At 74.3% G+C, this 23299-nt stretch carries 28 protein-coding genes; 13 read left to right on the top strand and 15 right to left on the bottom strand.

Annotation, left to right across the window (positions count from 1 at the left end; genetic code table 11):
* Positions 1-98: 98 nt before the first annotated feature.
* A complete protein-coding gene (locus tag JOE38_RS06785; protein WP_204575445.1) occupies positions 99-791 on the top strand; it encodes a hypothetical protein in 693 nt (230 codons plus the stop codon).
* Positions 792-922: 131 nt separating this feature from the next.
* Here JOE38_RS06785 and JOE38_RS06780 read toward each other — a convergent pair whose 3' ends face one another.
* From JOE38_RS06780 to JOE38_RS06755, 6 genes are all read right to left on the bottom strand, one after another.
* The gene (locus JOE38_RS06780; RefSeq protein WP_204575444.1) at positions 923-1306 is read right to left on the bottom strand and encodes a cupin domain-containing protein; all 384 of its coding nucleotides are present in this window, start codon (positions 1304-1306) and stop codon (positions 923-925) included.
* A gap of 31 nt (positions 1307-1337) precedes the next feature.
* Positions 1338-2735, bottom strand: coding sequence for a hypothetical protein (locus tag JOE38_RS06775; RefSeq protein WP_204575443.1), 1398 nt, complete (start codon positions 2733-2735; stop codon positions 1338-1340).
* 7 nt (positions 2736-2742) lie between these two features.
* The gene (locus JOE38_RS06770) at positions 2743-3603 is read right to left on the bottom strand and encodes a TIGR03943 family putative permease subunit (protein ID WP_239544761.1); all 861 of its coding nucleotides are present in this window, start codon (positions 3601-3603) and stop codon (positions 2743-2745) included.
* Positions 3590-4483 (bottom strand): permease, encoded by an 894-nt coding sequence (locus JOE38_RS06765; protein WP_204577142.1) that lies wholly within the window; start codon positions 4481-4483, stop codon positions 3590-3592. Before JOE38_RS06765 ends, JOE38_RS06770 begins: the two co-directional genes overlap by 14 nt.
* Before the next feature lie 517 nt (positions 4484-5000).
* Positions 5001-5852 carry a hypothetical protein gene (locus JOE38_RS06760; RefSeq protein WP_204575442.1) on the bottom strand — a complete coding sequence of 284 codons (852 nt, stop codon included), beginning with the start codon at positions 5850-5852 and terminating at the stop codon, positions 5001-5003.
* The gene (locus JOE38_RS06755) at positions 5849-6934 is read right to left on the bottom strand and encodes a hypothetical protein (protein WP_204575441.1); all 1086 of its coding nucleotides are present in this window, start codon (positions 6932-6934) and stop codon (positions 5849-5851) included. Before JOE38_RS06755 ends, JOE38_RS06760 begins: the two co-directional genes overlap by 4 nt.
* A gap of 128 nt (positions 6935-7062) precedes the next feature.
* On the opposite strand from JOE38_RS06755, the gene JOE38_RS06750 reads away from it, so the two are divergent.
* From JOE38_RS06750 to JOE38_RS06735, 4 genes are all read left to right on the top strand, one after another.
* Positions 7063-7245 (top strand): hypothetical protein, encoded by a 183-nt coding sequence (locus JOE38_RS06750; protein WP_204575440.1) that lies wholly within the window; start codon positions 7063-7065, stop codon positions 7243-7245.
* Positions 7246-7301: 56 nt separating this feature from the next.
* Complete coding sequence (locus tag JOE38_RS06745; RefSeq protein ID WP_204575439.1) at positions 7302-7769, top strand: Dabb family protein; 468 nt, start codon at positions 7302-7304, stop codon at positions 7767-7769.
* Positions 7770-7869: 100 nt separating this feature from the next.
* Positions 7870-8886 (top strand): CPBP family glutamic-type intramembrane protease, encoded by a 1017-nt coding sequence (locus JOE38_RS06740; RefSeq protein WP_204575438.1) that lies wholly within the window; start codon positions 7870-7872, stop codon positions 8884-8886.
* 77 nt (positions 8887-8963) lie between these two features.
* Complete coding sequence (locus tag JOE38_RS06735; protein ID WP_204575437.1) at positions 8964-9752, top strand: SDR family oxidoreductase; 789 nt, start codon at positions 8964-8966, stop codon at positions 9750-9752.
* A 57-nt stretch (positions 9753-9809) separates the two neighbouring features.
* Here JOE38_RS06735 and JOE38_RS06730 read toward each other — a convergent pair whose 3' ends face one another.
* From JOE38_RS06730 to JOE38_RS06710, 5 genes are all read right to left on the bottom strand, one after another.
* Positions 9810-10259: a hypothetical protein gene (locus JOE38_RS06730; protein WP_204575436.1), complete on the bottom strand. Its 450-nt coding sequence runs from the start codon at positions 10257-10259 to the stop codon at positions 9810-9812.
* A gap of 120 nt (positions 10260-10379) precedes the next feature.
* The gene (locus tag JOE38_RS06725) at positions 10380-11444 is read right to left on the bottom strand and encodes an NAD-dependent epimerase/dehydratase family protein (RefSeq protein WP_204575435.1); all 1065 of its coding nucleotides are present in this window, start codon (positions 11442-11444) and stop codon (positions 10380-10382) included.
* Positions 11441-12343: an MTAP family purine nucleoside phosphorylase gene (locus tag JOE38_RS06720; RefSeq protein WP_204575434.1), complete on the bottom strand. Its 903-nt coding sequence runs from the start codon at positions 12341-12343 to the stop codon at positions 11441-11443. Before JOE38_RS06720 ends, JOE38_RS06725 begins: the two co-directional genes overlap by 4 nt.
* Before the next feature lie 97 nt (positions 12344-12440).
* Positions 12441-13214 carry an isocitrate lyase/PEP mutase family protein gene (locus JOE38_RS06715; RefSeq protein ID WP_204575433.1) on the bottom strand — a complete coding sequence of 258 codons (774 nt, stop codon included), beginning with the start codon at positions 13212-13214 and terminating at the stop codon, positions 12441-12443.
* A 114-nt stretch (positions 13215-13328) separates the two neighbouring features.
* Complete coding sequence (locus JOE38_RS06710) at positions 13329-13553, bottom strand: hypothetical protein (RefSeq protein ID WP_204575432.1); 225 nt, start codon at positions 13551-13553, stop codon at positions 13329-13331.
* 140 nt (positions 13554-13693) lie between these two features.
* Here JOE38_RS06710 and JOE38_RS06705 point away from each other — a divergent pair, with 140 nt between their 5' ends.
* The 7 genes from JOE38_RS06705 (at position 13694) to JOE38_RS06675 (ending at position 17829) form a co-directional block, all read left to right on the top strand.
* Entirely contained in the window at positions 13694-14992 is a 1299-nt protein-coding gene (locus JOE38_RS06705) for a molybdopterin molybdotransferase MoeA (RefSeq protein WP_204575431.1), read from the top strand.
* Entirely contained in the window at positions 14985-15482 is a 498-nt protein-coding gene (gene moaC, locus JOE38_RS06700; protein ID WP_204575430.1) for a cyclic pyranopterin monophosphate synthase MoaC, read from the top strand. The genes JOE38_RS06705 and moaC overlap by 8 nt, the downstream gene beginning before the upstream one ends.
* Positions 15479-16018: a MogA/MoaB family molybdenum cofactor biosynthesis protein gene (locus tag JOE38_RS06695; RefSeq protein WP_204575429.1), complete on the top strand. Its 540-nt coding sequence runs from the start codon at positions 15479-15481 to the stop codon at positions 16016-16018. The genes moaC and JOE38_RS06695 overlap by 4 nt, the downstream gene beginning before the upstream one ends.
* Positions 16015-16446 (top strand): molybdenum cofactor biosynthesis protein MoaE, encoded by a 432-nt coding sequence (locus tag JOE38_RS06690; protein ID WP_204575428.1) that lies wholly within the window; start codon positions 16015-16017, stop codon positions 16444-16446. The genes JOE38_RS06695 and JOE38_RS06690 overlap by 4 nt, the downstream gene beginning before the upstream one ends.
* A 235-nt stretch (positions 16447-16681) precedes the next feature.
* Entirely contained in the window at positions 16682-17263 is a 582-nt protein-coding gene (locus JOE38_RS06685) for a hypothetical protein (protein ID WP_204575427.1), read from the top strand.
* A gap of 67 nt (positions 17264-17330) precedes the next feature.
* Positions 17331-17519: a hypothetical protein gene (locus JOE38_RS06680; protein WP_204575426.1), complete on the top strand. Its 189-nt coding sequence runs from the start codon at positions 17331-17333 to the stop codon at positions 17517-17519.
* A 97-nt stretch (positions 17520-17616) separates the two neighbouring features.
* Positions 17617-17829, top strand: coding sequence for a molybdenum cofactor biosynthesis protein MoaE (locus JOE38_RS06675; protein ID WP_374191158.1), 213 nt, complete (start codon positions 17617-17619; stop codon positions 17827-17829).
* Between the two features lie 26 nt (positions 17830-17855).
* Here JOE38_RS06675 and JOE38_RS06670 read toward each other — a convergent pair whose 3' ends face one another.
* The gene (locus JOE38_RS06670) at positions 17856-18026 is read right to left on the bottom strand and encodes a hypothetical protein (protein WP_167435227.1); all 171 of its coding nucleotides are present in this window, start codon (positions 18024-18026) and stop codon (positions 17856-17858) included.
* A gap of 123 nt (positions 18027-18149) precedes the next feature.
* Entirely contained in the window at positions 18150-19442 is a 1293-nt protein-coding gene (locus JOE38_RS06665; RefSeq protein WP_204575425.1) for an MFS transporter, read from the bottom strand.
* 149 nt (positions 19443-19591) lie between these two features.
* On the opposite strand from JOE38_RS06665, the gene JOE38_RS06660 reads away from it, so the two are divergent.
* Entirely contained in the window at positions 19592-21409 is a 1818-nt protein-coding gene (locus JOE38_RS06660) for an ABC-F family ATP-binding cassette domain-containing protein (protein ID WP_204575424.1), read from the top strand.
* Positions 21410-21434: 25 nt separating this feature from the next.
* Here JOE38_RS06660 and JOE38_RS06655 read toward each other — a convergent pair whose 3' ends face one another.
* Both JOE38_RS06655 and JOE38_RS06650 read right to left on the bottom strand, forming a co-directional pair.
* Positions 21435-22268 carry a hypothetical protein gene (locus tag JOE38_RS06655; protein ID WP_204575423.1) on the bottom strand — a complete coding sequence of 278 codons (834 nt, stop codon included), beginning with the start codon at positions 22266-22268 and terminating at the stop codon, positions 21435-21437.
* 61 nt (positions 22269-22329) lie between these two features.
* Complete coding sequence (locus JOE38_RS06650; protein ID WP_204575422.1) at positions 22330-23226, bottom strand: hypothetical protein; 897 nt, start codon at positions 23224-23226, stop codon at positions 22330-22332.
* Positions 23227-23299: the final 73 nt, after the last annotated feature.

The following is a 23299-nucleotide window of genomic DNA, read 5'->3' as shown; positions in this document are numbered from 1 at the left end:
TGGAGGACCGACCCCAACCCGTTCTCCGACCGCGCCGAAGTCCCTGTGTCGCCCGGGAGAACGGGCGGAACCCCAGTCCACACAGCGAAGGAAGAACCATGCGCAACCTCACCAAGTCCGTCTTCGGCCTCGCCACCGCGGGCTTCCTCGTCGTCGGCCTCGCGGCCTGCTCGACCCCCGCCGAGAGCCCCTCGTCCTCGAGCTCGTCCAAGCCCGCCGCGACCGCGACGACCGAGGCGAACCCCACCCCGCTCGCGACGATCCCGACCCTCACCGGCGTGAACACGCAGGTCACCCTCGACTCCGGCTTCACCGGCGCCCTCACGACCCTGGGCCTGACCCCCGGCGTCATCGGCGGCGCGACCCTCGACGGCGCCACCGGCACCCTCGCGTTCCCCATCACCGGCGGCAACGTGAAGTACTTCGACCCGCAGCAGTCCTACCGCCCCTACGTCCAGGGCGAGATCGACCACGCCGGCTCCGGCATCAGCCTCACCGCCGGCTCCACCGTCGTGAAGCTCACCGACTTCGTCATCGACCCCGGCACCAGCCGCCTCACCGGATCGGTCCAGGTCGGCGACGGCGAGGTCATGAAGGACGTCTACATCTTCAACCTCGACGGCACGACCCTGAAGCCCCTCCAGATGGAGGGCGACAACGCCGTCCTCGAGGGCACCACCGTCAAGGTCAGCCCCGACGCCGCCGCGCTCCTGAACAGCACGTTCGGCACCACCGCGGTCACCGACCAGCTCGTCGTCGGCATCGCCAAGATCACCGTCAACACCAAGTAGCACCCCACCCGGCACCGCCGGGACGCACCACCTGCGATCACAGCAGAACGCATCGACGGCCTCGTCTCCCTCCCGGGAGCCGGGGCCGTCGGCGCGTTAGGGGACGGTGCCGTCCTGCCGCGCCCGGCGCGTCAGCGGAAGTCGCCCACCTGCCGCTCGACGGGCACGGTGCCCGGCACGATCACGTCGCCGGTGTGCGCGGTGGTGACCGTCTCGATGAGGACGATCTCCACCTCCTCGTCGGCGACCGGATTGTGCGGCACGCCCCGCGGCACGACGTGGAACTGCCCGGGACCCAGCACGACCTCCTGGTCGTCGGGGAGCTGGATGCGGAGCCGTCCCGAGACGACGAGGAACATCTCGTCCTCGGCGCCGTGCGCGTGCCACGTCAGCTCGCCGAGCAGCTTGGCGACCTTCACGTACTGGTCGTTGACCCGCCCCACGACCCGGGGCGTCCAGTGGGCGGTCACCTGGCGGAGCTCGGCGGCGAGATCGGTCACGGGAGGAGTCGTCATGGGTCCATCCTCCGACGGTCCGCGGCGGGCGTCAGCCGATCGTGACCTCGAAGCCGGCGACGCTGCGGGTCACCGTGCCCGTGGCGAGCTCGACGAGGAGCGTGGTCACGGTCGTGTCGCGGGGCTCACGGGGGTAGCCGTCGCTGGCGCCGCGCGCGGGATCCGGCACCGTCTCCAGGAGCGCGAACCGGCCGTTCGGGGTGACGGTCAGGCCCGTGATGCGGGTCGCCGGGTCCGCGGGCACGTACACGTCGGTCGCCTTCCCGTCGCGCACCACGACGAGGCGCTGCGTGGCGGTGCCGGTCGCGGGATCCCGCGCCGTGCGCACGCGGAGCACCGCGCCGTCGTCGCCGGGCACGAACGAGATCGCGCCGTCGTCCGGGAGGTCGGCGTCGCCGGCCTCGGTGGGCAGCGTCGTCTGCTGGGCCGTGCGCAGGTCGATCTCGGTCGTCGAGCCGGGATCCGTGACCGCGATCCGGGTGCCGTCCGCGGAGAACGCGCCGAGCGCGCCGTGGCGGCCGAGCGGGACGGGGGGCGAGGATCCGTCGACCGTCACGAGGGAGAGGTCGCCGTCCTGCCCGTGCGCGACGAGCTGCGGGCGGCCGGGCACGAAGCCCCAGGCCTGCACGCGGATCGGCTGTCCGTCGAGCCCGAGGACGGGCGTGGGCGCGGCGGCCGCCCCGACGTCGTCGACCATCAGGGTCTCGTCGTACGGCCCGCCGTCCGTGCTCGTGAAGCGGAAGCCGATCGCGGTGCCGGTGTCCTCCGCGTGGAGGTCCTGGAGCGTGCCGATGCCGGGGAGCGGCAGGTCGACCTGGCCGGATCCGTCGAGGGCCGCGAGCACGAGGCCGTCCGTGCCGTCGTCCTGGAGCGTGGCCACCACGAGCGACTGCCCGACGACCGCGTACTCCTGGATCCTCGTGGCCTGGAAGACCACGTCGCTCGCGCCCGCGCCCGCGCCGCCGCCGGCCACGCTCTGCCGCACGATGCGGTCGGGCTGCTGCTCGTCGCCGCGGACGAGCACGTACATGCCCGGGTCGCCCGTGCGGAACGCCGTGCGGAGGTCCGACGCGGGGCCGCCGCCGACGCCCTGCACGCCGTCGATCGACACCGTGTAGTCCGCGTCGTAGGCGAGCGGCCGGGTGAAGTCGATGATGATGCGGTCGGCCTGCGTGTCGACGGTGAAGTCGGCGCCGGGCTCCATCCGGATGCGCGACGCGTCGACGGGCTGGATCGACCGGTTCGCCGCGAGCACGAGCCGCTGCCGGGACTGCTGCACGACGGCGAGCGGATCCACGTCGGTGCGCACGAGCCGCGGGCCCTGGCTGCCGGCGACCGCGAGCAGGCCGCCGCAGGCGAGGGCGAGCACGAGGATCACGGCGGTGAACGCCCGGCGGAAGGCGCGCGGGGAGGCGGGGGCGTCGGTCACGGGCGGCTCAGTAGACGTAGGGGTCGGCGGGCTGGTCGACCGGCGCGACGCCCTGCGGCATGACCGCGAGCGGCTGCCGGCTCTTCGCGCTCGGGTTCGAGGCGAACGGGCCGGTGACGCGCACCCACTCGTCCGTCTGCAGCGTCGACTTCCAGTCGGGCTGGTAGACGGGCACGCCGACGGGTTGCGCGTCCACCGCGCAGCACGTGATGACGAAGCGGGTCACGTAGAAGACGTCGTCGGGATCGTCGGGGTCGGCGCTCACGAAGCCCGTGATGTCGACGGACTTCGAGGTGAAGAAGGTCGGATCCGTGGTCTGGGCCAGGAGCTGCGACCACTCCTTGACGCCCAGCGTCGAGGAGTCGCCGGTGCCGAGGAGCTCCTGGTCGGGTGCGGCCCCGGAGGCGACCGTGCTCGAGTTGAGGGCGCGCTGCGTGACGGTGCTCTGGGTGAGCGTGCGCGGCGGGAGCACGAGGACGGCGACGACCGTGATCGTGACGACGGCGGCGACGGCCACGCGGGAGCCCAGGGCGGAGCGGCGTGCGGCGGGTGCGGCCGTGCGGTCGCCGAGCGCGCCGGATCCGTGGTGGTGGTCGTGCTCCTCCGCGGCGTCGGCGGGGCGGAGCGCGAAGCCCGCGACCGTGGCGACGAGGCCGATGACCGCCATGACGCCCGTGAAGACGAAGTAGCGCGGGTGGATGTAGAGGCCGAGCTGGCCCGTGATCGCCAGCCACAGGGTCGAGACGATGCAGGCCGCCAGCAGCACGAGGCCCACCGTGGAGGAGGCGCGGCCGCCCACGGCGCGGCGGCGGACGTCCGTGGTCCGGTCGCGGGGCGCGCGGGCGTCCCGGTCGTCAGGCGATCGCATTGACACCCCATCCCAGCGCGAGGCTGATCAGCGCGACGACCGAGGTGATCATCACGAGCGTGCGGGTCGAGTAGGTGGTGCGCATGAGCGCGAGCATCTTCACGTCGATGACCGGCCCGAAGACGAGGAAGGCGACGATGCCGCCGGGGAGGAACACGGATCCGAACGAGAGCACGAAGAACGCGTCGACGTTGGAGCAGACCGAGACGACGAACGCCAGGAGCATCAGCGCGAGCACCGAGAGGATCGGGCTGCCGCCGAGCGTGACGAGCACCTCGCGCGGCACGGCGACCTGGATGAGGCCGGCCAGCAGGGATCCGATGACGAGCGCGGGCATGATCGTGGTCGCCTCGCGGCCGAACAGCGAGATCGACTTCCGCACGCGCGCGCCGCCGTGCGCGTGCGGGTCGGGCAGGGCGCACTCGGCGCGGAACTCGTCGGTGAGGAGGCGGTCGGGCTCGGGGTGGAGGCTGAAAAGCCAGCCGACCACGTTCGCGATGAGGAAGCCGCCGACGAGGCGGGCCACGAGGATCCAGCCGTCCCAGCCGAAGGCCGCGTGCGTCGTGATGATGGTGATCGGGTTGAGGATCGGCGCCGCCAGCAGGAACGTGATCGACTCCGGCACCGTGAAGCCGCGCACGACGAGGCCGCGCGCGAGCGGCACGTTGCCGCACTCGCAGACGGGCAGCGCCATGCCGAGGAACGAGATGCAGGCGCGGCGCGCGAACGGGTTGCGCGGCAGGCGGCGCTCGATGACGCCGGGCGGCACCCACACCTGCACGACGATCGAGAGCACGATGCCGAGGATCACGAACGGCAGCGACTCCACGATGACGCTGACGGAGAGCGTGACGAGGTCCTGGATCCGGTCGGGCAGCACGCTGTCGCCGAGCGCGGGAGAGGCGGCGCGGAGGGCGAGGAGCAGGAGGACGAGGGCGAGGCCCGTCGCGAGGCCGGTGCGGACGCCCGCGGGGGTGGCGCGCGCGAGGGGCGGTGCGTCGTGGTCGTGCGGGTGGCCGTGGTCCGCGGGGGTGCGGATGGCGGTCGCCGTCGCGGTGACGGTCGCGGCGGTGGCTGCGGCGGGCGATCCCTCGGCGGGCCGGTCGGCGCGGGTCCGGCGCGCGCGGGGCGCCCGCTCGCGGCGCGGGCGGGCGGGCCGGTCGAAGGGGGACGCGTCGTCGTCGACGGGCGCGAACGGATCGTGCCGGTCCGTCATCGCGGACCGGTGGCCCGGAGCCGGGGTCCGAGGGGGGCGCGCACGGCCTCCACCCTAACCGCGCTGAGAAGCGTCCTCAGGAGGCGGGGCGGCGGGTCAGCGGAGGCCGCGCCCTCGCACGCCCGGCCGGGGAGCGCGGAGTCGAGGAAGCGGTCTCGCAGCCAGCCGAGCGCGGCGTCCGTCAGGGCCCCTGCGGCGCGACCGGGAACCGGACCTGGCAGACGTACCGCACGACCGGATCCGCGGAGTCGTTGCCGAGCCGCGCGTCGTCGCCCGTCCCGATCACCTGCACGCGCACGCCTGATTCGCCGAGGCACGCGGCCTGCTGCCGCACCCACTCCTCGCCGGCGAGGATCCGCTCGACCGGCACGTCGGGGCGCACCGCGTCCGGTCGGTCGAGGGCGACGCGCTCCCAGGCGGAGTCCGCGCTCTCCCGGAGCGCCGCGACGGTCTCGACGTCGGTGAGCTCCGCGCGCATCTCGGCCGGCGGCTCCGCCGTGAACGCGGGAATTGGCATGCCGGTGCGGGGATCCGGCGTGCTCGCCGGCCCGGGTGTCGACGTGGGCTCCGGGGAGCGCCAGCCGTCGTCGTCGGTGAGGAGCCCGGACGCGGATGCGGTGCCCAGCCCGACGACGAGGAGCGCGCCCGCGAGCACCGCGGCGACCGGGCCGGGGCGGAGGCGGCGGCGGGGGCGCGGGGCGAGCGGGTGCGCGCGGGGATCCGCGGTCTCCGCGGCCGCGGCCGGGACGTCGTCCGATGCGAGCGGGGCCGCGCGCGCGTCGGACGCGAGCAGCTCCCTGCCCTCCGGGACGAGGCGGTGCTCCTCGACCAGCAGCGCGACGAGCGGTGCCGGGAGCGCGTCGACCTCGATCCCGGAGTCGCGTCGGATCCCCGCGGGCACCTCCACGAGCGGGGCATCGCCGTCCTCGCGACCGTAGGCGGCGCGCCGGAGGACGTCGAGGGCGCGAGCGGCGTCCGGGTCGTCCCGCAGGCGGCGACGGAGGGCGTCGGCGGGCGATCCCGGAGTCGTCACCGGTAAGCCGCGGGGAGCACCGGGCACGCAGCGGCCAGCTGCTCGTCCATGCCGTCGGGGAACGGGGTCCAGGGGCGCTCGGCGCGCACGGCGGCGATGAAGTCGTCGACCGCGGGGACCTCGCCGAGGTACGGCTCGCCCTCCGCGGCGTAGCAGGGGATCAGGTAGGAGACGTAGTAGTCGTGGATGTAGGCGAGCTCGGCGTCGGTGCGCGGGCCGGCCTCGCGCTGGGGGAACCGGACCTGGCAGGTGTACACGGTGACCGGATCCGCGTCGGTGAGGCTGTAGCTGTCCTGGCCGATCACCGAAGCCGTGATCCCCGCATCGCGCAGGCAGGCCACCTGCTGCTCGACGTAGTCCTCCTCGTCGACCACCCGCTCCGTCCTCACGTCGGGCCGCACCGCGTCGGGCTGCTGCTCGAGCACCATGTCCCAGGCCCGGTCGGCGCGGACCCGCAGGTCCTCGGCCAGCTCCGCGTCGGTCGGCGGGACCTCCACGGGCGGATCCGCCGTGAAGTCGGGGACGACGGATCCGCGTCGGCCGTCCGGCGTGCCCATCGCCTGGCCGTGCGGGGTGGCGGTCGAGGTGACGTCGGAGCCGACGCTCTCGGCGGTCGGGGGCGTCGAGGCGGTGGATCCGGCGTCGAGGGCACCCACGGCCGCTGCGGTGCCGAGGCCGGCGAGCGCGACCAGGCCCGCGACGACCATCACGAGGACGCCACGGCTGCGTGGCCGGCGGGGAGCGGCCACCTCGGCGTCGTCACCGGATCGCGCTTCCCCGTCCGCCTGCGCGGCCCGCGCGGCATCGAGCATCGGACGCTCGGCCGCCAGCAGCGCCTGGCCCTCGTCGACGAGCCGGGCCTCCTCCGCGAGCAGCGCGACGACCGGCGCCGGCAGCTCGGCCTCGTCGTAGCCGGTTCGCGCGCGGAGGTCGGCGGGGACCTCGACGAGCGGTGCGGTGGATCCGTCGCGGCCGTACGCGGTCCGTCGCAGCTCCTCGAGGCGGCGCGCGGCGTCGGGATCATCGCGGAGCCGCCGGGCGAGCGCGGCGTCGGGGGCGGGGCCGTCGAGCGGATCGGTCATGGGGCTTCCTCGTCGAGGGCCGGGTGACGCGGCCGGGGCGGTGGTCGCGTGTCGCCAGGCTACGGCGACGGATCCGTCCTGGCGAGGCCCCGTCCGGGTCACGGCGGGGCGCCCCGTACCCTGGGCGGGTGGCCACCACCGTCATCGCCTGGATCATGACCGTCGCCGGTGCCCTCGTCGCCCTGGACGCGCTGGCCACGGTCGTCGTCGCGCGCCGTGCCGGCCGCCGGATCGCCGGCCGGACGTGGCCGCAGCTCGCCGTCGGGGTCGCCGGCCTCGCGCTCGGCGTCCCGCTCCTCGTCACCTCCTGACCGCGCCGCCGCGGACGGATCGCGTCGTCGCGGCCGGATCGGGCCAGGATCCGGACATGACCATCGACGACCGCCCCGCCCCCACCGACGCCCAGCTCACCGCGCGCGACCACGTCCGCGGGCTCGTCCACCACGTCGTGCTGTTCCGCCTCCGGGACGACGCGGTGCCCGCCGACCGCGACGAGGTGGAGCGGCGGTTCCGCGCGCTCGCCGACTCGCCGCACCCGGATGGCTCGGGGCCCTACATCCGCTCGCTGCACGCCGGACGGCAGTCGAGCCCCGAGGGCGTCGGCCGCGGCTTCGAGCTCGGCTTCGTGCTGACCTTCTCCTCGGAGGGCGACCGCAACCTGTACCTGGGCGAGCCGCTCATCGCGGATCCGTCCCGCATCGACGCCCAGCACGCCGCCTTCAAGGACTTCGTGGGGCCGCTGCTCGCGCCGGATCCGCACGGGGTGCTGGTGTTCGACTTCACGGAGGCGGCGGCGTCGCCGGCGTCCGCGTCCGCGGGGGCGTCCGCCGCCTGATCCCGCGCCCCAGATGCGGGCCGCGCCGCCGCCGGGGTCGCGCGGCATCGACCCGCCCGCCAGCCTGGATCGACCGCCCGACGCCTACGAGACGAGTCCCGTGCCCGCATCCGCCCGCCCCGCCGCTGTGTCCTCCGAGCCGTCCGCCGCGCGCGCCGAGTCCCCCGATCCGTGCCTCGACGCGCAGACGCGCCGCCCGCAGTCGTGGATCCGCGCCGTCGCGGTCGCGCTCCTCGCCTGGGTCGTGCTCGGGGTGGGGCTCGGCCTCGCCATCGGCATCACGGACGCGGTGGAGCAGGCGACCGGCGCCGGCCTGCTCGCCAGGATCGTGCTGCAGGCCGTGCTCATGTCCGCGCTCGTCGTGCCCGCCGTCGTCCTCCTGCGGCGGCGGCTCGACCGCAGGAGCCTCGCCAGCCTCGGCCTCTCGCGACGGATCGGGCGGCCGATCGCGCTGGGCGTCGGGGTGGGAGCGGTGTCGGGCGCGGCCGTCTGGGTCCCGGCCGGCCTCCTGGGCTGGATCCGCGTCGACGGCATCGACCTCGCCGCGTTCGCCGGGTTCCTCCTCCTCAACGGCGTCGTCCTCGCGCTCTACGAGGCGATCCCCGAGGAGCTCGCCCTCCGCGGGTACATGTGGACGAACCTCCGCGACGGCACCGGGCTCGTCGCCGCGACGGTCGTGACCACCGCCCTCTTCCCGGCGATCGGCGTCGTCATCGAGTCCGGCCGCTGGGTCGTGGCCACGATCGCGGGATCCGACCCCGGCCCCTTCACGCCGGTGCCCGAGGGGAACGACGCGATCGTCTACGTGCTCCAGCTCGCCCTGTTCGGCCTCACGCTCGTCGCCGCGCGGCGGATCCCGATGGAGGGCGCGCTCCTCATCGCGATGGCGTTCCACTGGACGCAGCTCACGGTGACCCGCGTGCTGCTGGGCGGCATGGGCTGGGCGTCGTCGGGCTGGGACGTCGCGTTCGTCGAGCCGGACGCGATCGCGCTGGTGCTCGTGCACATCGTGTCCGCCGGGATCGTCTTCGTCGCGGTGCGGTGGTGGCGGGAGCGGCGCGCGCCCGAGCTGCGGGCGGCGCGCGGAGCCCGCGTCCAGGAAACCGACCTACGGTAGGTATGTCCATGCGAGCGCATGGATCAGTGGCTCCGCCCACGAGACGCGGGCCACCGCCCCACTCGTCAGGAGACCCCATGACCACCACCCGCTTCACCGACAAGGTCGTCCTCATCACCGGCGGAGGCTCCGGCCTGGGCCGCGCCGCCGCCGTCCGCCTCGCCGCCGAGGGCGCGAGGCTCGCGCTCGTCGACATCTCCGAGGGCGGCCTGGTCGACACCGTCGCCGCCGTCACCGCGGCGACGCCCGACGCCGAGATCCTCACCGTCCTCGCCGACGTGTCGAAGGAGTCCGACGTCGACTCCTACGTGAGCCAGACCGTCGAGCGCTTCGGCCGCATCGACGGCTTCTTCAACAACGCCGGCATCGAGGGCCGCCAGAACCTCACCGAGGACTTCACGGCCGCCGAGTTCGACCGGGTCGTCGCCATCAACCTCCGCGGCGTGTTCCTCGGGCTCGAGAAGGTCCTCGCCGTCATGCGCGCGCAGGGCTCCGGCATGGTCGTGAACACCGCGAGCGTCGGCGGGATCCGCGGGGTCGGCAACCAGTCCGGCTACGCGGCCGCGAAGCACGGCGTCGTCGGCCTGACCCGCAACTCGGCCGTCGAGTACGGCCAGTTCGGCATCCGCATCAACGCCATCGCGCCCGGCGCCATCTGGACGCCCATGGTCGAGGAGTCGATGAAGCAGATCAGCGCCGACGACCCCCGCGGTGCCGCCGAGCAGTTCATCCAGGGCAACCCGACGAAGCGCTACGGCGAGGCGGAGGAGATCGCGTCGGTCGTCGCGTTCCTGCTGTCGGACGACGCGGCGTACGTGAACGCGGCCGTGCTGCCGATCGACGGCGGGCAGTCCGCGAAGTACTGAGCGGTGCGGATCGCGTCGGCCGCGTGGGCGGTCGGCGCGATCCCGGCTGTCGGCGGGTCAGCCGAAGGGCGCGGTGGGCACCTGGCAGGTCACCGGCTGGCCGGCGGCCGCGGTCGAGGCCGCGATCTCCTTCACGCCGTCGACGAGGATCCGGCAGGTCAGCGCCTCGCCGTCCACCGGGGTGGCCTGCACGAACGCCCAGTCCTCGGCGGTGACGACGGACTCGACCGACCAGATCGAGCTCGCCGAGTCGTCGTCGGGCGCGAGCGACGCCTGGCCGACCTCCTTCACGATCGACGGGCGTCCGCGGTGGGAGGCCTCGGCGTACGACACGTCGGTCAGGCCGCTGTCGGCCGGCCCGGTCGTGGTCACCTCGTAGGTGATCGCGTAGATGTCGGCGAGGTCGTCGGTGATGCCCGAGCAGCCGGCGAGGGCGAGCGACGCGGCGCCGGCGACGAGGGCGATCCCGGAGCGGCGGCTCACGCTGCGGGGCGATGCGGAGGTCATGCTCCCAGTGTGGCGGCCGGGCCGGGCGGATCTCGTCGGCCGGAGGTGCCGGGATCCCCGCCCGGGCGGCACCCGGGTACGACTTGCGCGGGAGCCCCGCGGCGAACAGGCGCCCGCGCCTCAGACGACCGCGCTCCGCAGCGGCGCCGTCGCGAACTCGCGCATGCCCTCCTCGAAGGTCATCCGCGGCTCCCAGCCGAGCTCCGTGCGCAGGCGCTCCGACGACGCCGTGATGTGCCGCACGTCGCCGAGCCGGTACTCGCCCGTGGTGACGGGCGCGGATCCGCCGGCCTCCCGCGCGAGCGCCTCCGCCATCTCGCCGATGGTGTGCACGGTGCCGCTGCCGACGTTGAACGCGCGGAACGACCCGGCCTCGCGCGTGCTCGTCCAGGCGAGCGCCGCGAGGTTCGCGCCGGCGACGTCGCGCACGTGCACGAAGTCGCGGCGCTGCCGGCCGTCCTCGAACACCCGTGGCGCCTCGCCGCGCGCCAGGGCGGAGCGGAACAGCGACGCGACGCCGGCGTAGGGCGTGTTCTGCGGCATGCCGGGCCCGTAGACGTTGTGGTATCGGAGCGCGGCGGCCCGGCCGCCGGTCGCGCGGGTCCACGAGCTCGCGAGGTTCTCCTGCGCGAGCTTCGTGGTGGCGTAGACGTTGCGCGGATCCAGCGGCACGTCCTCGCCGATGAGCTGCGGGACGAGCGGCTCGCCCGTCGCGGGATCGACGGGATCGAACATCCCGGCGTCGAGGTCGGCGACGCGGCGGGCGGGCGGGCGCACCGGCCCGTCGGCGCCCGCGTAGGCGCCCTCGCCGTAGACGACCATCGAGCTGGCGAGCACGAGCCGGTCGATGCCCGCGCGGGTCATCGCGGCGAGGAGCACGGCGGTGCCGCCGTCGTTCGTCGTCACGTAGTCGGGGGCGTCGAGGAAGTCGACGCCGAGGCCGACCTTCGCGGCCTGGTGGCACACGACGTCCACGCCGTCGAGCGCTCCGGCGACGGCGTCCGGATCGGTGACGTCGCCGCGCACGAGCTCGACCCGCGGGTCGAGCTCCGGATCGCCGCCGTGCACGTCGGCCCGCAGCGAGTCGAGCACGCGCACGCGCCGGCCCTCCTCGAGCGCGGCCTGCACGATGGCGCCGCCGATGAAGCCCGCGCCTCCCGTGACGAGGAGGATGCCGTCGCTCACGAGCGCGCGTCCGTGGTCGGGCGCGCGAGCACGGACGCGACCGCGTCCGGGTCGATGAGCGGGCGCCCGCGGTAGTCGTCGGGGATCGTGCGGACGACCGCCTCGATCGCCCGCACGATGCGCGGCTGCGCCTCCTTCAGGCGCGTGAACACCAGGTCGGCCGTGACGGCGTCGCCCTGCTCGCCGGGCAGCGGCGCGAGGCCCGCGTCGGCGTCGGTGACGAACGACAGGTTCACCGTGCCGATGTTGAGCTCCGAGGCGAGCACGACCTCGGGGTACTGCGTCATGTTGACGATGTGCGCGCCCGCCTGGCGGAACCAGAGCGACTCGGCGCGGGTGGAGAAGCGCGGGCCCTGGATCACGACGACGGTGCCCGAGGTGCGCAGCGGCCCCGCGGGATCCGCCCGGTCGCCGCCCTCGAGCTCGACGAGCGCCGCGGCTGCGAGCGCGTGCAGCTCGGGGTCGAAGGGATCCGCCGCCGAGAGGTGCTGCACGACACCGGCGTCGAAGAAGGTGTCGGGCCGGCCCCAGGTGCGGTCGAGCAGCTGGTCGGTGAGCACGAGCGATCCCGGCGGGTAGTCCGGCGAGACGCCGCCGACCGCCGACGACGACACGATGGCGGCGACGCCGAGCGACGCCAGCGCCCAGATGTTCGCCCGGTAGTCGATGAGGTGCGGCGCGACCGAGTGGTCCGCGCCGTGCCGGGTGAGGAACGCGACGCGGCGTCCGGCCAGCTCGCCGACCGTCACCTCGCTGGACGTGGGGCCGAACGGCGTCTCGATGCGGTGCGACGTGCTCGTCGCGGGGTCGAGCAGGGAGTACAGGCCGGATCCGCCGATGACGCCGATGTCGGCGCGCGGGGCGGATGCGGCGGTCGCTGCGGCAGGGGTGTCGGTCACGTCGTGCTCCTTCGGGTGGGTGCCCAGTCAACCAGGGCGCGGTGGACGCGGGCTCGACCGCGTCCGCCGCGCCCCGGTCGGCGTCGACGGGCCCCGGTCAGTTGAGCGGCCGCGTCCCCTCGGGCAGCGCGCCGCCCGCGTAGAGGTCCTTCGCCGTGTCCTGCAGGGCCGTGAGCGCGACGCGCTGGGTCCACGGGCCGTAGGAGATGCGGCCGACGCCGAGCTCCTCGAAGCGCGCGGGGGAGAGGGATCCGGGGACGCCGATGACGGTGAGACGCTGCGGGCCGACGGCGTCGACGAGGGTGCGCACCTCGTCCTCCGTGAGCGGACCGGGCACGAAGACGCTCGTGGCGCCGGCCGCCATGTAGGCGCGCGTGCGCTCGACGGCGTCGGCGAGGACGTCGGTCCGGTCGCGATCGCCGCCCAGCACGTACGCGTCGGTGCGGGCGTTGAGCGCGAACGGCACGCCCTCGGCCTGCGCGGCGGCGACGGCGGCCTCGACCGCGCGCACCGAGTCGGCGAGGGGGCGCATGCCGTCCTCCAGGTTCGCGCCGACGACGCCCACGCCGATGGCGCGGCGGATCGTCTCGCCCGCGTCCCCGTAGCCCGACTCGAGGTCGGCGGAGACGGGCTGCTCGACGGCCGCGACGATGCGGCCGATCATGTCGAGGTGGAGGTCGAGCGGGATCCTCTCGCCGTCCTCGTAGCCGAAGGTGGCGGCGATGGAGTGGCTCGCGGTGGCGAGGGCCTTGGTCTCGGGGAGCGCGCCGATGGCGGCGGCCGTGATGGCGTCCCACACGTTCACCACCCTCAGGAGCTCGGGTGCGGTGTGGAGGTCGACGAGGGTCTGCCCGCGGGCGGCGATGGTCATCCTCCGACCCTAGGACGGCCGGGCGGCGTGTGGCAGGGGCGGCTTCGGGACCCGGACACGGATGCGACTCCGCGTGCTGGGGAGGAGCGGGGGGGGCGGAGCGCGGGGGGCGGATCAGCGCGGACGGTCCGCGGCCGACCGCGCGGCCGAGACGACCAGGCCCGCGCCCGCCGTGAGCAGCGCGAGGGCCGCGACGAGCAGCAGCAGGCCGAGGTCGGATCCGCCCGTGTAGACGACGACCCCGGCGACGCCGAGCGCGACCGCGGCGGCGAGCAGCACGGCGCCGATCGAGGCGGCCACGCGGCGGCGGGCGGCGGCGCGGCGCTCGTGCGGATCCATGCGCTCAGGGTCCCGCGCCCGGACGGCGACGGCAAGGCCCATGGCCGATGCGCGGACGGCGGAGGCCGACGAGCGGGCGTCCTGCTTCGGGATCCGGCGTCGTCCGGGGAGGACGCGGCCCGGTCGGGGATGATGGGCGCATGACCCCCGACCGCCCCGCTGGCCGCCGACGACGCACGGTCGACGAGCACCGCGCGGCCGTGTCGGCGCTCCTCGCCCCGCTCGCGGACCTGCCCGTCCAGGAGCTGCCCGTCTCCGCCGAGGCGCTCGCCGCGGATCCGCAGCGGTACGCCGACCGCGTCCTCGCCCGCGACGTCACGAGCCCGCTCGACCTGCCGCCGTTCCGCAACTCGCAGATGGACGGCTACGCGGTGCGCGCGGCCGACCTCGCGGGCGCGAGCGAAGCACGCCCCGCCGCCCTCCGCATCGCGCCTCGGATCCCCGCGGGCGTCGCCCCCGCGCCCCTCGCGCCCGGCACCGCCGCGCCCTGCATGACCGGCGCCCCGGTCCCGCCCGGGGCCGATGCGATCGTGCCCATCGAGGCCGCGATCCCGGACCGCTTCGTCGACGAGGACGCGCCCGACGCGACCGTCGCCTTCGCCGCCCCCGTGGACCCGGGCGCCTTCGTCCGCGCGCAGGGCAGCGACCTCGCGGCGGGCGCCGTGCTCGTCGCCGCGGGCACGCGCCTCCTGCCGTCCCACTGGGGCGTGCTCGCGTCGGCCGGCGTCGCGACCGTCGCCGCGCGCCGCCGACCCGTCGTCGTCCTCCTCTCCACCGGCCTCGAGCTGCGCGGGCCCGGCGAGGAGCTCGAGCCCGGGCAGATCCACGACGCCAACTCCGTCGCGCTCGCCGCCGCGCTCGCGGCCGCCGGGGCGGAGGTCCGCCCGCTGCGGATCGCATCCGACGACGCCGACCGCGTGCGCGACGCGATCCGCGCCGCCGCCGCCGCCGGCATCGACCTCCTCCTCACGACGGGCGGCGTCAGCGCCGGCGCCTACGAGGTCGTGCGCGACGTCCTGGAAGGCGGCGGAGTGGAGTTCGTCTCCGTAGCGGTGCAGCCGGGCGGGCCGCAGGGGCTCGGGACGGCGGACATCGGCGGCGCTCGGATCCCCGTGGTCGCCTTCCCGGGCAACCCCGTGAGCGCGTTGGTCTCCTTCGAGCTCTTCCTCCGCCCGGTGCTCCGCGCGCTCGCCGGGCATCCGCGTCCGGAGCGCCCGTCGCGCGAGGCGCCGCTCGCAGCCGCGCTCGACTCGCTCGCCGGCAAGCACCAGGTGCGGCGCGGGCGCCTCGACGCCGACGGCCGGGTCGTCGCGGTCGGCGGACCCGGATCCCACCTGCTGCACGCGTACGCGACCGCCACCCACCTCGTCCACATCCCCGCAGGCGTCGACCGGCTCGAGGCCGGCGCGCCCGTCACCGTCTGGAGCATCGATGACTGATCCCGCCCCGAGCGACGCCGCGCCGTCCCTCACCCACCTGCGGCAGGACGGATCCGCGCACATGGTGGACGTCACCGAGAAGGCCGTCACGAAGCGCCGCGCCGTCGCGCAGGCCGTGCTCGTGACGCGGCCCGAGGTGGTCGCCGCCGTGATCGCGGGCGACCTCCCCAAGGGCGAGGCCGTCGGCACGGCGCGCATCGCGGGCATCATGGCGGCGAAGCGGACGTCCGACCTCATCCCGCTCTGCCACCCGCTGCCCATCGGCCGCATCGAGATCGACATCACGGGTGACGACGACCGGCTCACCGTCGTCGCGTCCGTGAGCACCACGGGCGTCACGGGCGTCGAGATGGAGGCGCTCACGGCGGCCTCGGTCGCGGCGCTCACGCTCTACGACATGGTCAAGGCGGTGGATGCGCGGGCCGTGATCACCGACGTGCTCGTGCGCGAGAAGCAGGGCGGCAAGTCCGGCGACTGGGCCCGGCCGTGAGCGCGGCGGATCCCCGCGGCCGCGCGGTCGTGATCGTCGCCTCCACGCGCGCCGCGGCGGGGGAGTACGAGGACCGCACGGGTCCCGTCATCGCCGCGTGGCTCGCCGAGCGCGGCTTCGAGGTGGGCGCGCCGGTCGTGCGCGCCGACGGCCCCGGGGTCGCGGCGGCGCTCGCCGAGGCCGTGGCGGGCGGCGCGCGCGTGATCCTCACCACGGGCGGCACGGGCATCACCCCCACCGACCGCACGCCCGAGGCGACGGCGCCGCTGCTCGACCTCGTGATCCCCGGGATCATGGAGGAGGCCCGCCGCATCGGCACGGCCCACACGCCCACGGCCGTGCTCACGCGCGGGCACGCCGGGCTCGCGGGCGGCGCGTTCGTCATGAACCTGCCGGGCTCGCCGGGCGGCGTGCGCGACGGACTCGGAGCGCTCGACCGGATCCTCGACCACGTGCTCGAGCAGGCACGCGGCGCCGTGCATCCGGCGACGGATCCGGCGGCCGACACCGCTCCCGCTGCCGGAGCCAGCTCGTGACCGCCGACCGCGTGCTCTTCGCGCGCATCGCGGGCGGCGCGATCCGCGTGAAGGACTGCGCCGACGCGGTGCGCGCCGACGACGCGGGCGCGGTCGTCACCTTCGAGGGCGTGGTGCGCGACCACGACGACGGCCGCGGCGTCCTCTGGCTCGACTACTCCGCGCATCCGGCCGCCCGCCAGGCGATCCGGCAGGTCGCGCTCGACGTCTCCGCGCGCTACCCCGAGGTGCGGATCGCGGTCGAGCACCGCATCGGCCGGCTCGGCATCGGCGACGTCGCGCTCACCTGCGCCGTCTCCTCCGCGCACCGCGCCGACGCGTTCGTCGCGTGCGGTCTCCTGGTGGACGAGGTCAAGCAGCGCGTCCCCATCTGGAAGCAGCAGGCCTTCGACGACGGCACGAGCGAGTGGGTGGCCTCGCTCGGCTAGCTCGCCGGGTCGAGCGCTTCAGATTCTCCGCCCTGTGGGCTGTGTCGACGGGCTTCGAGCACGAGTTCTAAGTTCGGCCTTGAGGGCTTAGTCGATCCTGGAATTTTGACCGAAGCCCACGTCACGCGAGGCATCTCTGAATGCCGAGCCCTGCCTTGCTCACTCGGCACATCGGGCGTAGGTCGAGCGACATCGGTGTGCGGACTGTCTCACTCCTCTATAGAAGGAAAGACAAATGAACAGCAGATCGAAGGCTCCACTCCACATGGCCGTGGCGACAGTCATTGCTATGGGCTTGATGTCCACCTCGTCCGTCGCGGCGAACGCCGCGGAGCCCGCACCGAACTCCGCGGCGTCAGCGATCTCAGAGCGAGCGGCTAGTGCCGCGCAGGCCGAAGTGGATGCGTCGGCCGTCCCTCGTGACAGTTCGCTCCATGATGGGCGGTCCGTCACGACATACCATGAAAGCCACGGCGACGAGGTGGCGTCCAAGGAGGGTGCGGCACCGAATTCTCCCGAAGGTGAATTCGAGTCGAAAATCTCCGGCGGCACGGACGACGGGCATGGGCATCCCTACATCCTTCTCAATTCATTTGATCAAGATGCCATCATCAATGGGAGTGGTGTCCTGGTCGGCTTCGCGTTGTGCGGTGCGTTTCCCGGAAGCTGCTTCATCACCAGCGTCGCCATCGGGGCGGCGCAGCAGTACCTCAGTTACAACGGAAAGTGCTCTGACGATCGCCAACTGCTTCTGCCCTTCTTCGGACACGAAGCAGCGTGGACTGGTATAAACGATTCATGGATTCGGTGCGTCTAACCCCTAGGTCGCCCCTTAGGTGGGCGCCACGCGACTCGCGGCGCCCACCTCAGGGGGATGTTTCACGTTGAAGCTCAAGATAGTGGCCATCGCCGTCCTCGGTGTGGGAGTCGGCCTACTCATCCAATTCCTCACTTTCGAGCAATCCGGGATCGTCCGCATCGCGGGGTCGATCGGCTTCGTAGTGCTGATCGTGATCGGCGGACGTGCAATAGGAGCTGTTGTGCGCCACGAACGCGAGAAACGACACGATTGAGGGCGCGTTTCTCAAGGGGCTATCGGACCCGGTTGCCGGCCAAGCGTGCCCCCACAGAGGAAAGGCTGCCGGTTCGAGTGACGTCAGTTTTGTCTGCGTGGAGCAGTCCTCACTAATTCCCATCGGGCGGCTCGGCATCGGCGATGTCGCCCTCCCGTGCGCCGTCTCGTCCGCGCATCGCGCAGACGCGTTCGCGGTGTGCGGCCTGTTGGTGGACGAGGTCACACAGCGCGTCCCCATCTGGAAGCAGCAGGCCTTCGACGACGACGACGACGACGGCGCGAGCGAGTGGGTGGCGTCGCTGGGCTGACCCGACCGTCGCCGGCCGCCGGGCCGCTACGCCTTGGGCGTCTTCGCGGCGTTGTAGCGACGGCGGAGGCTGCCGAGCACGATCGTGCCGAGGATCAGGATGATGCCGATGATCCCGAGCCAGATGAGGCCCTTGATGGCGAAGCCGACGACCGTGAGGATCAGCCAGAGGACGAGCAGGACGACGATGAACGCCATGGGGGACGACCTTCCGTTCGGGGCCGGCGCCGGGCGGGATGCCGGTCCGGTGGGACGCGCGCCGGCACGGCTCGGCCGCACGGCGACGACGATGCTACCCGGATGCCCGCACGGCGGCGGTCCTCAGCGGGAGGCGGCGTCCAGCGCGTCGGCGATCCGCTCGGCGCGGCGTGTGCGGCGTCCCGTGAGCTGCAGCACGAGCGCGACCAGGGCGCTCGCCGCGACGAAGGCGCCGTAGACGGTGAGCACGATCGGCAGCCCGTCCGCCTCGACGAACACGCCCGCGACGATGCTCGGCACGCCGAAGGCGAGGTAGCTCGCGACGTAGACGGAGGAGAGGAGGCTGGCGCGCTGGTCGACGGGCGCCTCCGCGAGCACCAGCCGGAGGCCCGCCTGGAACCCGGCGCCGAAGCCGACGCCGCCGATCACCGCGGCGACCGCGAAGAGGGGCAGCGAGGCGGTCCAGATCGCGGCGACGAGGCCGACCGGTCCCAGCACGAGCGCGACGACGCCGACGATGAGGCTGCGGCGGGCGTCGCGCGTGCGGATCACGATGCCGGTGATCGCGCCCGTGCCGGTGAACAGGGCGATCGCGGCGCCCGTGAGCGCGGCGCTGTGGAGGCCGAACGTGGTGCCGAGCACGGATCCGATGAAGGCCAGGAACATGCCGCCCAGCGCCCAGCTGGCGATCATGCCGCCGACGACCGCCGTGAAGACCGAGCGGGCAGCGCGCGGCACGGCGACCGACGGGACGAGCGACCGGAGCGCGCCCGCGCGGCGCGGCTGGCGCTCGGGGACGAACGCGACCGCGATGCCCGCGACCACCATGAGCGCGGCGAGCACGACGAACACGGTCTCCTCCGGCGCGGGTCCGTAGGCGACGAGGAAGCCGCTGCCGAGCGCGCCGACCGTGAGCGCCGCGGGCGGCACGACGCCGTTGAGGAACGCGGCGAGGCCGGAGCGGCGGGTGGGCTGGTGGTCGATCATGCCGGCGCCGAGGGCACCCGTCGCGAGGCCGATCGCCAGGCCCTGCAGGATCCGGGCGACCACGAGCGCGAGCCCGTCGTGCGCGAAGGCGAACACGAGCATCGCCGCGGTGGAGACGGCGAGGGCGCCGAGGATCACGGGGCGGCGGCCGATGTGGTCGGAGAGCCGGCCGGCCGTGAGCAGCGTCGCGAGGAGGCCGGCCACGTAGACGGCGAACACGATCGTGAGGACGACGGGCGGCAGCGCCCACTCTTCCTGGTACACGGGGTAGAGGGGCGAGGGCGCGGCACCCGAGGCGACCAGCACGAGCAGCGTCAGCGCGTAGACGAGCAGGCCGGCGGCGGATTCGCGGCGGGCGGGCGTCGCGGCGGGCGCGGCGCTCGCGGACGCGGTGGGGATCGATGCGGTGTCGGTGCGGCTGGTCGTCATGGGCGCTCCTCGCGGTGGGCTGGTCCCCGCGCCTCGGCGGCGGGGCGGGCTGCTCCCCGTCGAGCGCGCGGCCCTCACGGGTCACGCTGGAGGCCAACGGCGGGCGCCCCGCGGGAATTCCCCGGGTGGGGGTCACCTAGGCTCGTGCGGTGGCCCATCTACTGGGAGCCGAAGCGCTCCACCTCGAGTTCCCGACGCGCGTGATCTTCGACGACGTGACCATCGGGGTGAACGAGGGCGACCGCATCGGCATCGTCGGACGCAACGGCGACGGAAAGTCGACCCTCCTCTCCCTCCTCGCCGGACGCCTCGAGCCCGACAGCGGCCGCGTCACCCGCCGCCGCGGGATCACCATCGGCGTCCTCGACCAGAGCGACACCCTGCCCGACGGACAGACCGTCGGCGAGGCCATCGTCGGCGGCATCGACGAGCACGAGTGGGCGGGCAACCCGCTCGTCCGCGACGTGATCGACGGCCTCGCCTCCGACGTGCCGTGGGACGCCGACGTCGCGAACCTCTCGGGCGGCCAGCGCCGCCGCGTCGCGCTCGCGAAGCTCCTCATCGGCGACCACGACATCCTCTTCCTCGACGAGCCCACCAACCACCTCGACGTCGAGGGCATCGCCTGGCTCGCCGGGCACCTCCGCCGCCGCTGGGCGCCCAACTCCGGCGGCCTCATCGTCGTGACCCACGACAGGTGGTTCCTCGACGAGGTGGCGAACGCCACGTGGGAGGTCCACGACCGCCTCATCGAGCCGTTCGAGGGCGGCTACGCGGCCTACATCCTGCAGCGCGTGGAGCGCGACCGGAGCGCCGCCGTCTCCGAGGCGAAGCGTCAGAACCTCATGAAGAAGGAGCTCGCGTGGCTGCGCCGCGGGGCGCCCGCGCGCACGGCCAAGCCCAAGTTCCGGATCGAGGCGGCCAACGCCCTCATCGCCGACGAGCCGCCCGCGCGCGACACCGTCTCGCTCGCCTCGATGGCGATGCAGCGGCTCGGCAAGGACGTCGTCGACCTCCTCGACGTGTCCGTCAGCTACGGCGAGAAGCAGATCCTGAAGGACGTCGAGTGGCGCATCGCGCCCGGCGAGCGCACGGGCATCCTCGGCGTGAACGGCGCCGGCAAGTCCACGCTGCTGTCGCTCGTCGCCGGATCCCTCCAGCCCACGACCGGCCGGGTCAAGCGCGGCAAGACCATCAAGGTCGCGGTGCTCACGCAGCAGCTCGACGAGCTGAAGGACGTGCTGGACGACCGCGTCTCCACGGTCATCGGCCGCCAGCGCACCACGTACGTCGCGGGCGGCAAGGAGATGACGCCCGGCCAGCTGCTCGAGCGCCTCGGCTTCACGAGCGCGCAGCTGTCGACGCCGGTGAAGGACCTCTCGGGCGGCCAGAAGCGCCGCCTCCAGCTCCTCCTCATCGTGCTCGACGAGCCGAACGTGCTGATCCTCGACGAGCCCACCAACGACCTCGACACCGACATGCTCGCCGCCATGGAGGACCTCCTCGACTCGTTCCCCGGCACGCTGCTCGTCGTGAGCCACGACCGGTACCTCATCGAGCGCGTCACCGACCAGCAGTACGCGGTGATGAACGGGAACCTCCGCCACCTCCCCGGCGGCGTGGAGCAGTACCTGAAGCTCCGTTCGCAGCCCGGCAACGCCGAGAAGGCGACCGTCGCGCGGCCGGACGAGGTCGGCGGCCAGGCCACCGCGACGCTCGGCGGATCCGGCGGCGCGCAGCTGCAGGGCGCCGAGCTGCGGAACGCGCAGAAGGAGCTCGCGAGCATCACGCGGAAGCTCGAGAAGGCGGACACGCGCCGCCGCCAGACGCTCGACGCCATGGCCGAGCACGACCCGAACGACTACGACGGGCTCGGCAAGCTGAACGAGGGGGTGCGCGCGATCGAGGCCGACGTCGAGGCGCTCGAGAGCCGCTGGATGGAACTCAGCGAGCTGCTCGAGGGCTGATCCCGCGGGCTGACCGCGCGGGCGCTCAGTAGGCGAGCAGGACGTCCGGCGAGCTCAGCGTCAGAGTCCCGTCGGGCGACCAGACGACGCTGAGCCCGCCTCCGGCCATCCGCACGCTGCCGTCGAACGCGCGCACCGGGACGTCCGCGATCCAGGTGACCTCGAGGCCCGAGACGGCGAGCTGGGCGGGCGGGGCGCACGACGCGACGCCGGAGCCGGGGCTGTCCTCCGCCGAGGGCACGGATCCCGTCCACGGGTACACGAGCAGGCACGCGTCACCGGAGATCGTGCGCGCCACGAAGAGGCCGACGCTCGTCTGCACGCCGCGGATGGAGGTGAGGTCGATGTCGCCGCCCGGCGAGCGCGGCGGGGTGTCGGCCTCCTCCTGAGGAGCGGCGAGGATCCCGGCGACCGCGACGGGCGCCGAGGTGCGGCTGATGTCGGTGCCGAGGAGCGACCGCACGCTGGCGGGATCCGGCGCCGGCTGGCCGTCGTCGGTCGCGGTGGCTGTCGGGGTCGCGGTCGCGTCAGCTGGCGGCTCCGCGGATCCGCCCACGCCGGCGGCGATGCCCGCGCCCGCGAGCAGCCCGACCACGAGGGCGCCGCCGGCCCAGGCGAGCGTCCGCCGGCCGGATCGTCCCGCGTCCGCGCGCGCGTCGGATGAGTGGGTCGTGCCATCCGGGTCGCTCGCATCGCCCGCGGCGGGGGAGGACGCGCGCTCGCGGCGGGTCAGCTCGGCGGCCGCGCGGATCCACCGCTCGTCGCTCTCGTCGGCGCCCTGCGCGTAGACGAGCTGCCGGAGCGCGTCGAGCGAGAGCGCGGTGAGGTCGTCGCCGGACCCCGGCGTGCGTGCGTCCATGGTGGTGCCCCTTCCCCGCGACGACCCTCCCACATCGCCCGCGCGGTCCGTCGGGGCCTCCTCAGTACGCGAGGATGCGGTCCGGCGTCGTGAGCGTGATGAGGTCGTCGCCCGACCAGGTGGCCGTCACGTCGCCGGTGATCATGCCCGTCGAGCCGTCGCGGTTGCGCGACGGGAACTCGGTCGTCCACGCGATGCGGAGGCCGTCGGAGGCGACGCGGTCGGGCGAGGCGCACGTGACGACGCCCGCTCCGCCGCTCGGGAACACCAGCAGGCACAGGTCGCCCGACACGGAGAGCCCGGCGTAGAGGCCGACGCTCGTCTGCACCGCGCGGATCGTGGTGGCGTCGACGTCGGCGCGCACGGCCTTGGGCGGGCGGTCGCCGTCCTCCTGCGGTCCGTCGAAGATCGCGCCGACCGGGCGGCTGCGCTGGTCGGACGTGGAGTCGGGGCCGAGGAGCGCGGGGCCGTCGGCGCTCGCGGTCGGGGCGGGGGAGGATCCCGCGGCGGCCGGGGGCGCGTCCGCGCCGGGACGGGGCGTGCCGTCGGCGGGGGTCGCGGCGGGGGATGCGTCGCCGAGCGATGCGCCGAGCGCGGCTCCCGTGGCGAGGCCGACCGCGAGCGCGGCGGCGGCGACCCCGACGAGCAGGCGACGGGATCCGCGGGTCGGGGCGTGCTCGGGGGCGGCGGGGTCCGCCGTCGCCGGGTCGGCCGTCACGGGACCGTCGGCGACGGCGGAGGCGCCGGCGGAGGCGGAGGCCGCGGCGCCGGTGGAGGCACGTGCATGATCGTCCGCCACGTCGTCCGCGACCGGCCGGGACGCGCGCTCGCGGCGGGCGAGCTCGGCGGCCGCGCGGATCCACCGCTCGTCGCTCCCATCGGCCCCCTGCGCGTACACGCGGCGTCGCAGCTCCTCGACCGGGAGCGCGGAGACGGCGTCGTCGTCGTCCTCGTGCATGGGCACCTCCGTGGCCGACCCTGCCACATCCCGCGGGCTATGCGGGGTGTCCCCGTGTTACGGCCCGGTTCGA

The sequence above is a fragment of the Clavibacter michiganensis genome, assembly GCF_016907085.1.
In the GTDB taxonomy this organism is placed as follows: Bacteria; Actinomycetota; Actinomycetes; order Actinomycetales; family Microbacteriaceae; genus Clavibacter; species Clavibacter michiganensis_O.
This window is presented reverse-complemented; position numbering and strand designations above follow the sequence as displayed.

Bases quoted from the DNA above. Each gene is read 5' to 3' on its own strand.
- JOE38_RS06705 (WP_204575431.1), top strand. From the start codon at position 13,694: ATGACCCCCGACCGCCCCGCTGGCCGCCGACGACGCACGGTCGACGAG.
- JOE38_RS06735 (WP_204575437.1), top strand. From the start codon at position 8,964: ATGACCACCACCCGCTTCACCGACAAGGTCGTCCTCATCACCGGCGGA.
- JOE38_RS06730 (WP_204575436.1), bottom strand. From the start codon at position 10,259: ATGACCTCCGCATCGCCCCGCAGCGTGAGCCGCCGCTCCGGGATCGCC.
- JOE38_RS06685 (WP_204575427.1), top strand. From the start codon at position 16,682: ATGAACAGCAGATCGAAGGCTCCACTCCACATGGCCGTGGCGACAGTC.
- JOE38_RS06665 (WP_204575425.1), bottom strand. From the start codon at position 19,442: ATGACGACCAGCCGCACCGACACCGCATCGATCCCCACCGCGTCCGCG.
- JOE38_RS06655 (WP_204575423.1), bottom strand. From the start codon at position 22,268: ATGGACGCACGCACGCCGGGGTCCGGCGACGACCTCACCGCGCTCTCG.
- JOE38_RS06650 (WP_204575422.1), bottom strand. From the start codon at position 23,226: ATGCACGAGGACGACGACGACGCCGTCTCCGCGCTCCCGGTCGAGGAG.
- JOE38_RS06755 (WP_204575441.1), bottom strand. From the start codon at position 6,934: ATGACCGATCCGCTCGACGGCCCCGCCCCCGACGCCGCGCTCGCCCGG.
- JOE38_RS06770 (WP_239544761.1), bottom strand. From the start codon at position 3,603: ATGCGATCGCCTGACGACCGGGACGCCCGCGCGCCCCGCGACCGGACC.
- JOE38_RS06715 (WP_204575433.1), bottom strand. From the start codon at position 13,214: ATGACCATCGCCGCCCGCGGGCAGACCCTCGTCGACCTCCACACCGCA.
- JOE38_RS06710 (WP_204575432.1), bottom strand. From the start codon at position 13,553: ATGGATCCGCACGAGCGCCGCGCCGCCGCCCGCCGCCGCGTGGCCGCC.
- JOE38_RS06785 (WP_204575445.1), top strand. From the start codon at position 99: ATGCGCAACCTCACCAAGTCCGTCTTCGGCCTCGCCACCGCGGGCTTC.
- JOE38_RS06780 (WP_204575444.1), bottom strand. From the start codon at position 1,306: ATGACGACTCCTCCCGTGACCGATCTCGCCGCCGAGCTCCGCCAGGTG.
- moaC (WP_204575430.1), top strand. From the start codon at position 14,985: ATGACTGATCCCGCCCCGAGCGACGCCGCGCCGTCCCTCACCCACCTG.
- JOE38_RS06670 (WP_167435227.1), bottom strand. From the start codon at position 18,026: ATGGCGTTCATCGTCGTCCTGCTCGTCCTCTGGCTGATCCTCACGGTC.
- JOE38_RS06745 (WP_204575439.1), top strand. From the start codon at position 7,302: ATGACCATCGACGACCGCCCCGCCCCCACCGACGCCCAGCTCACCGCG.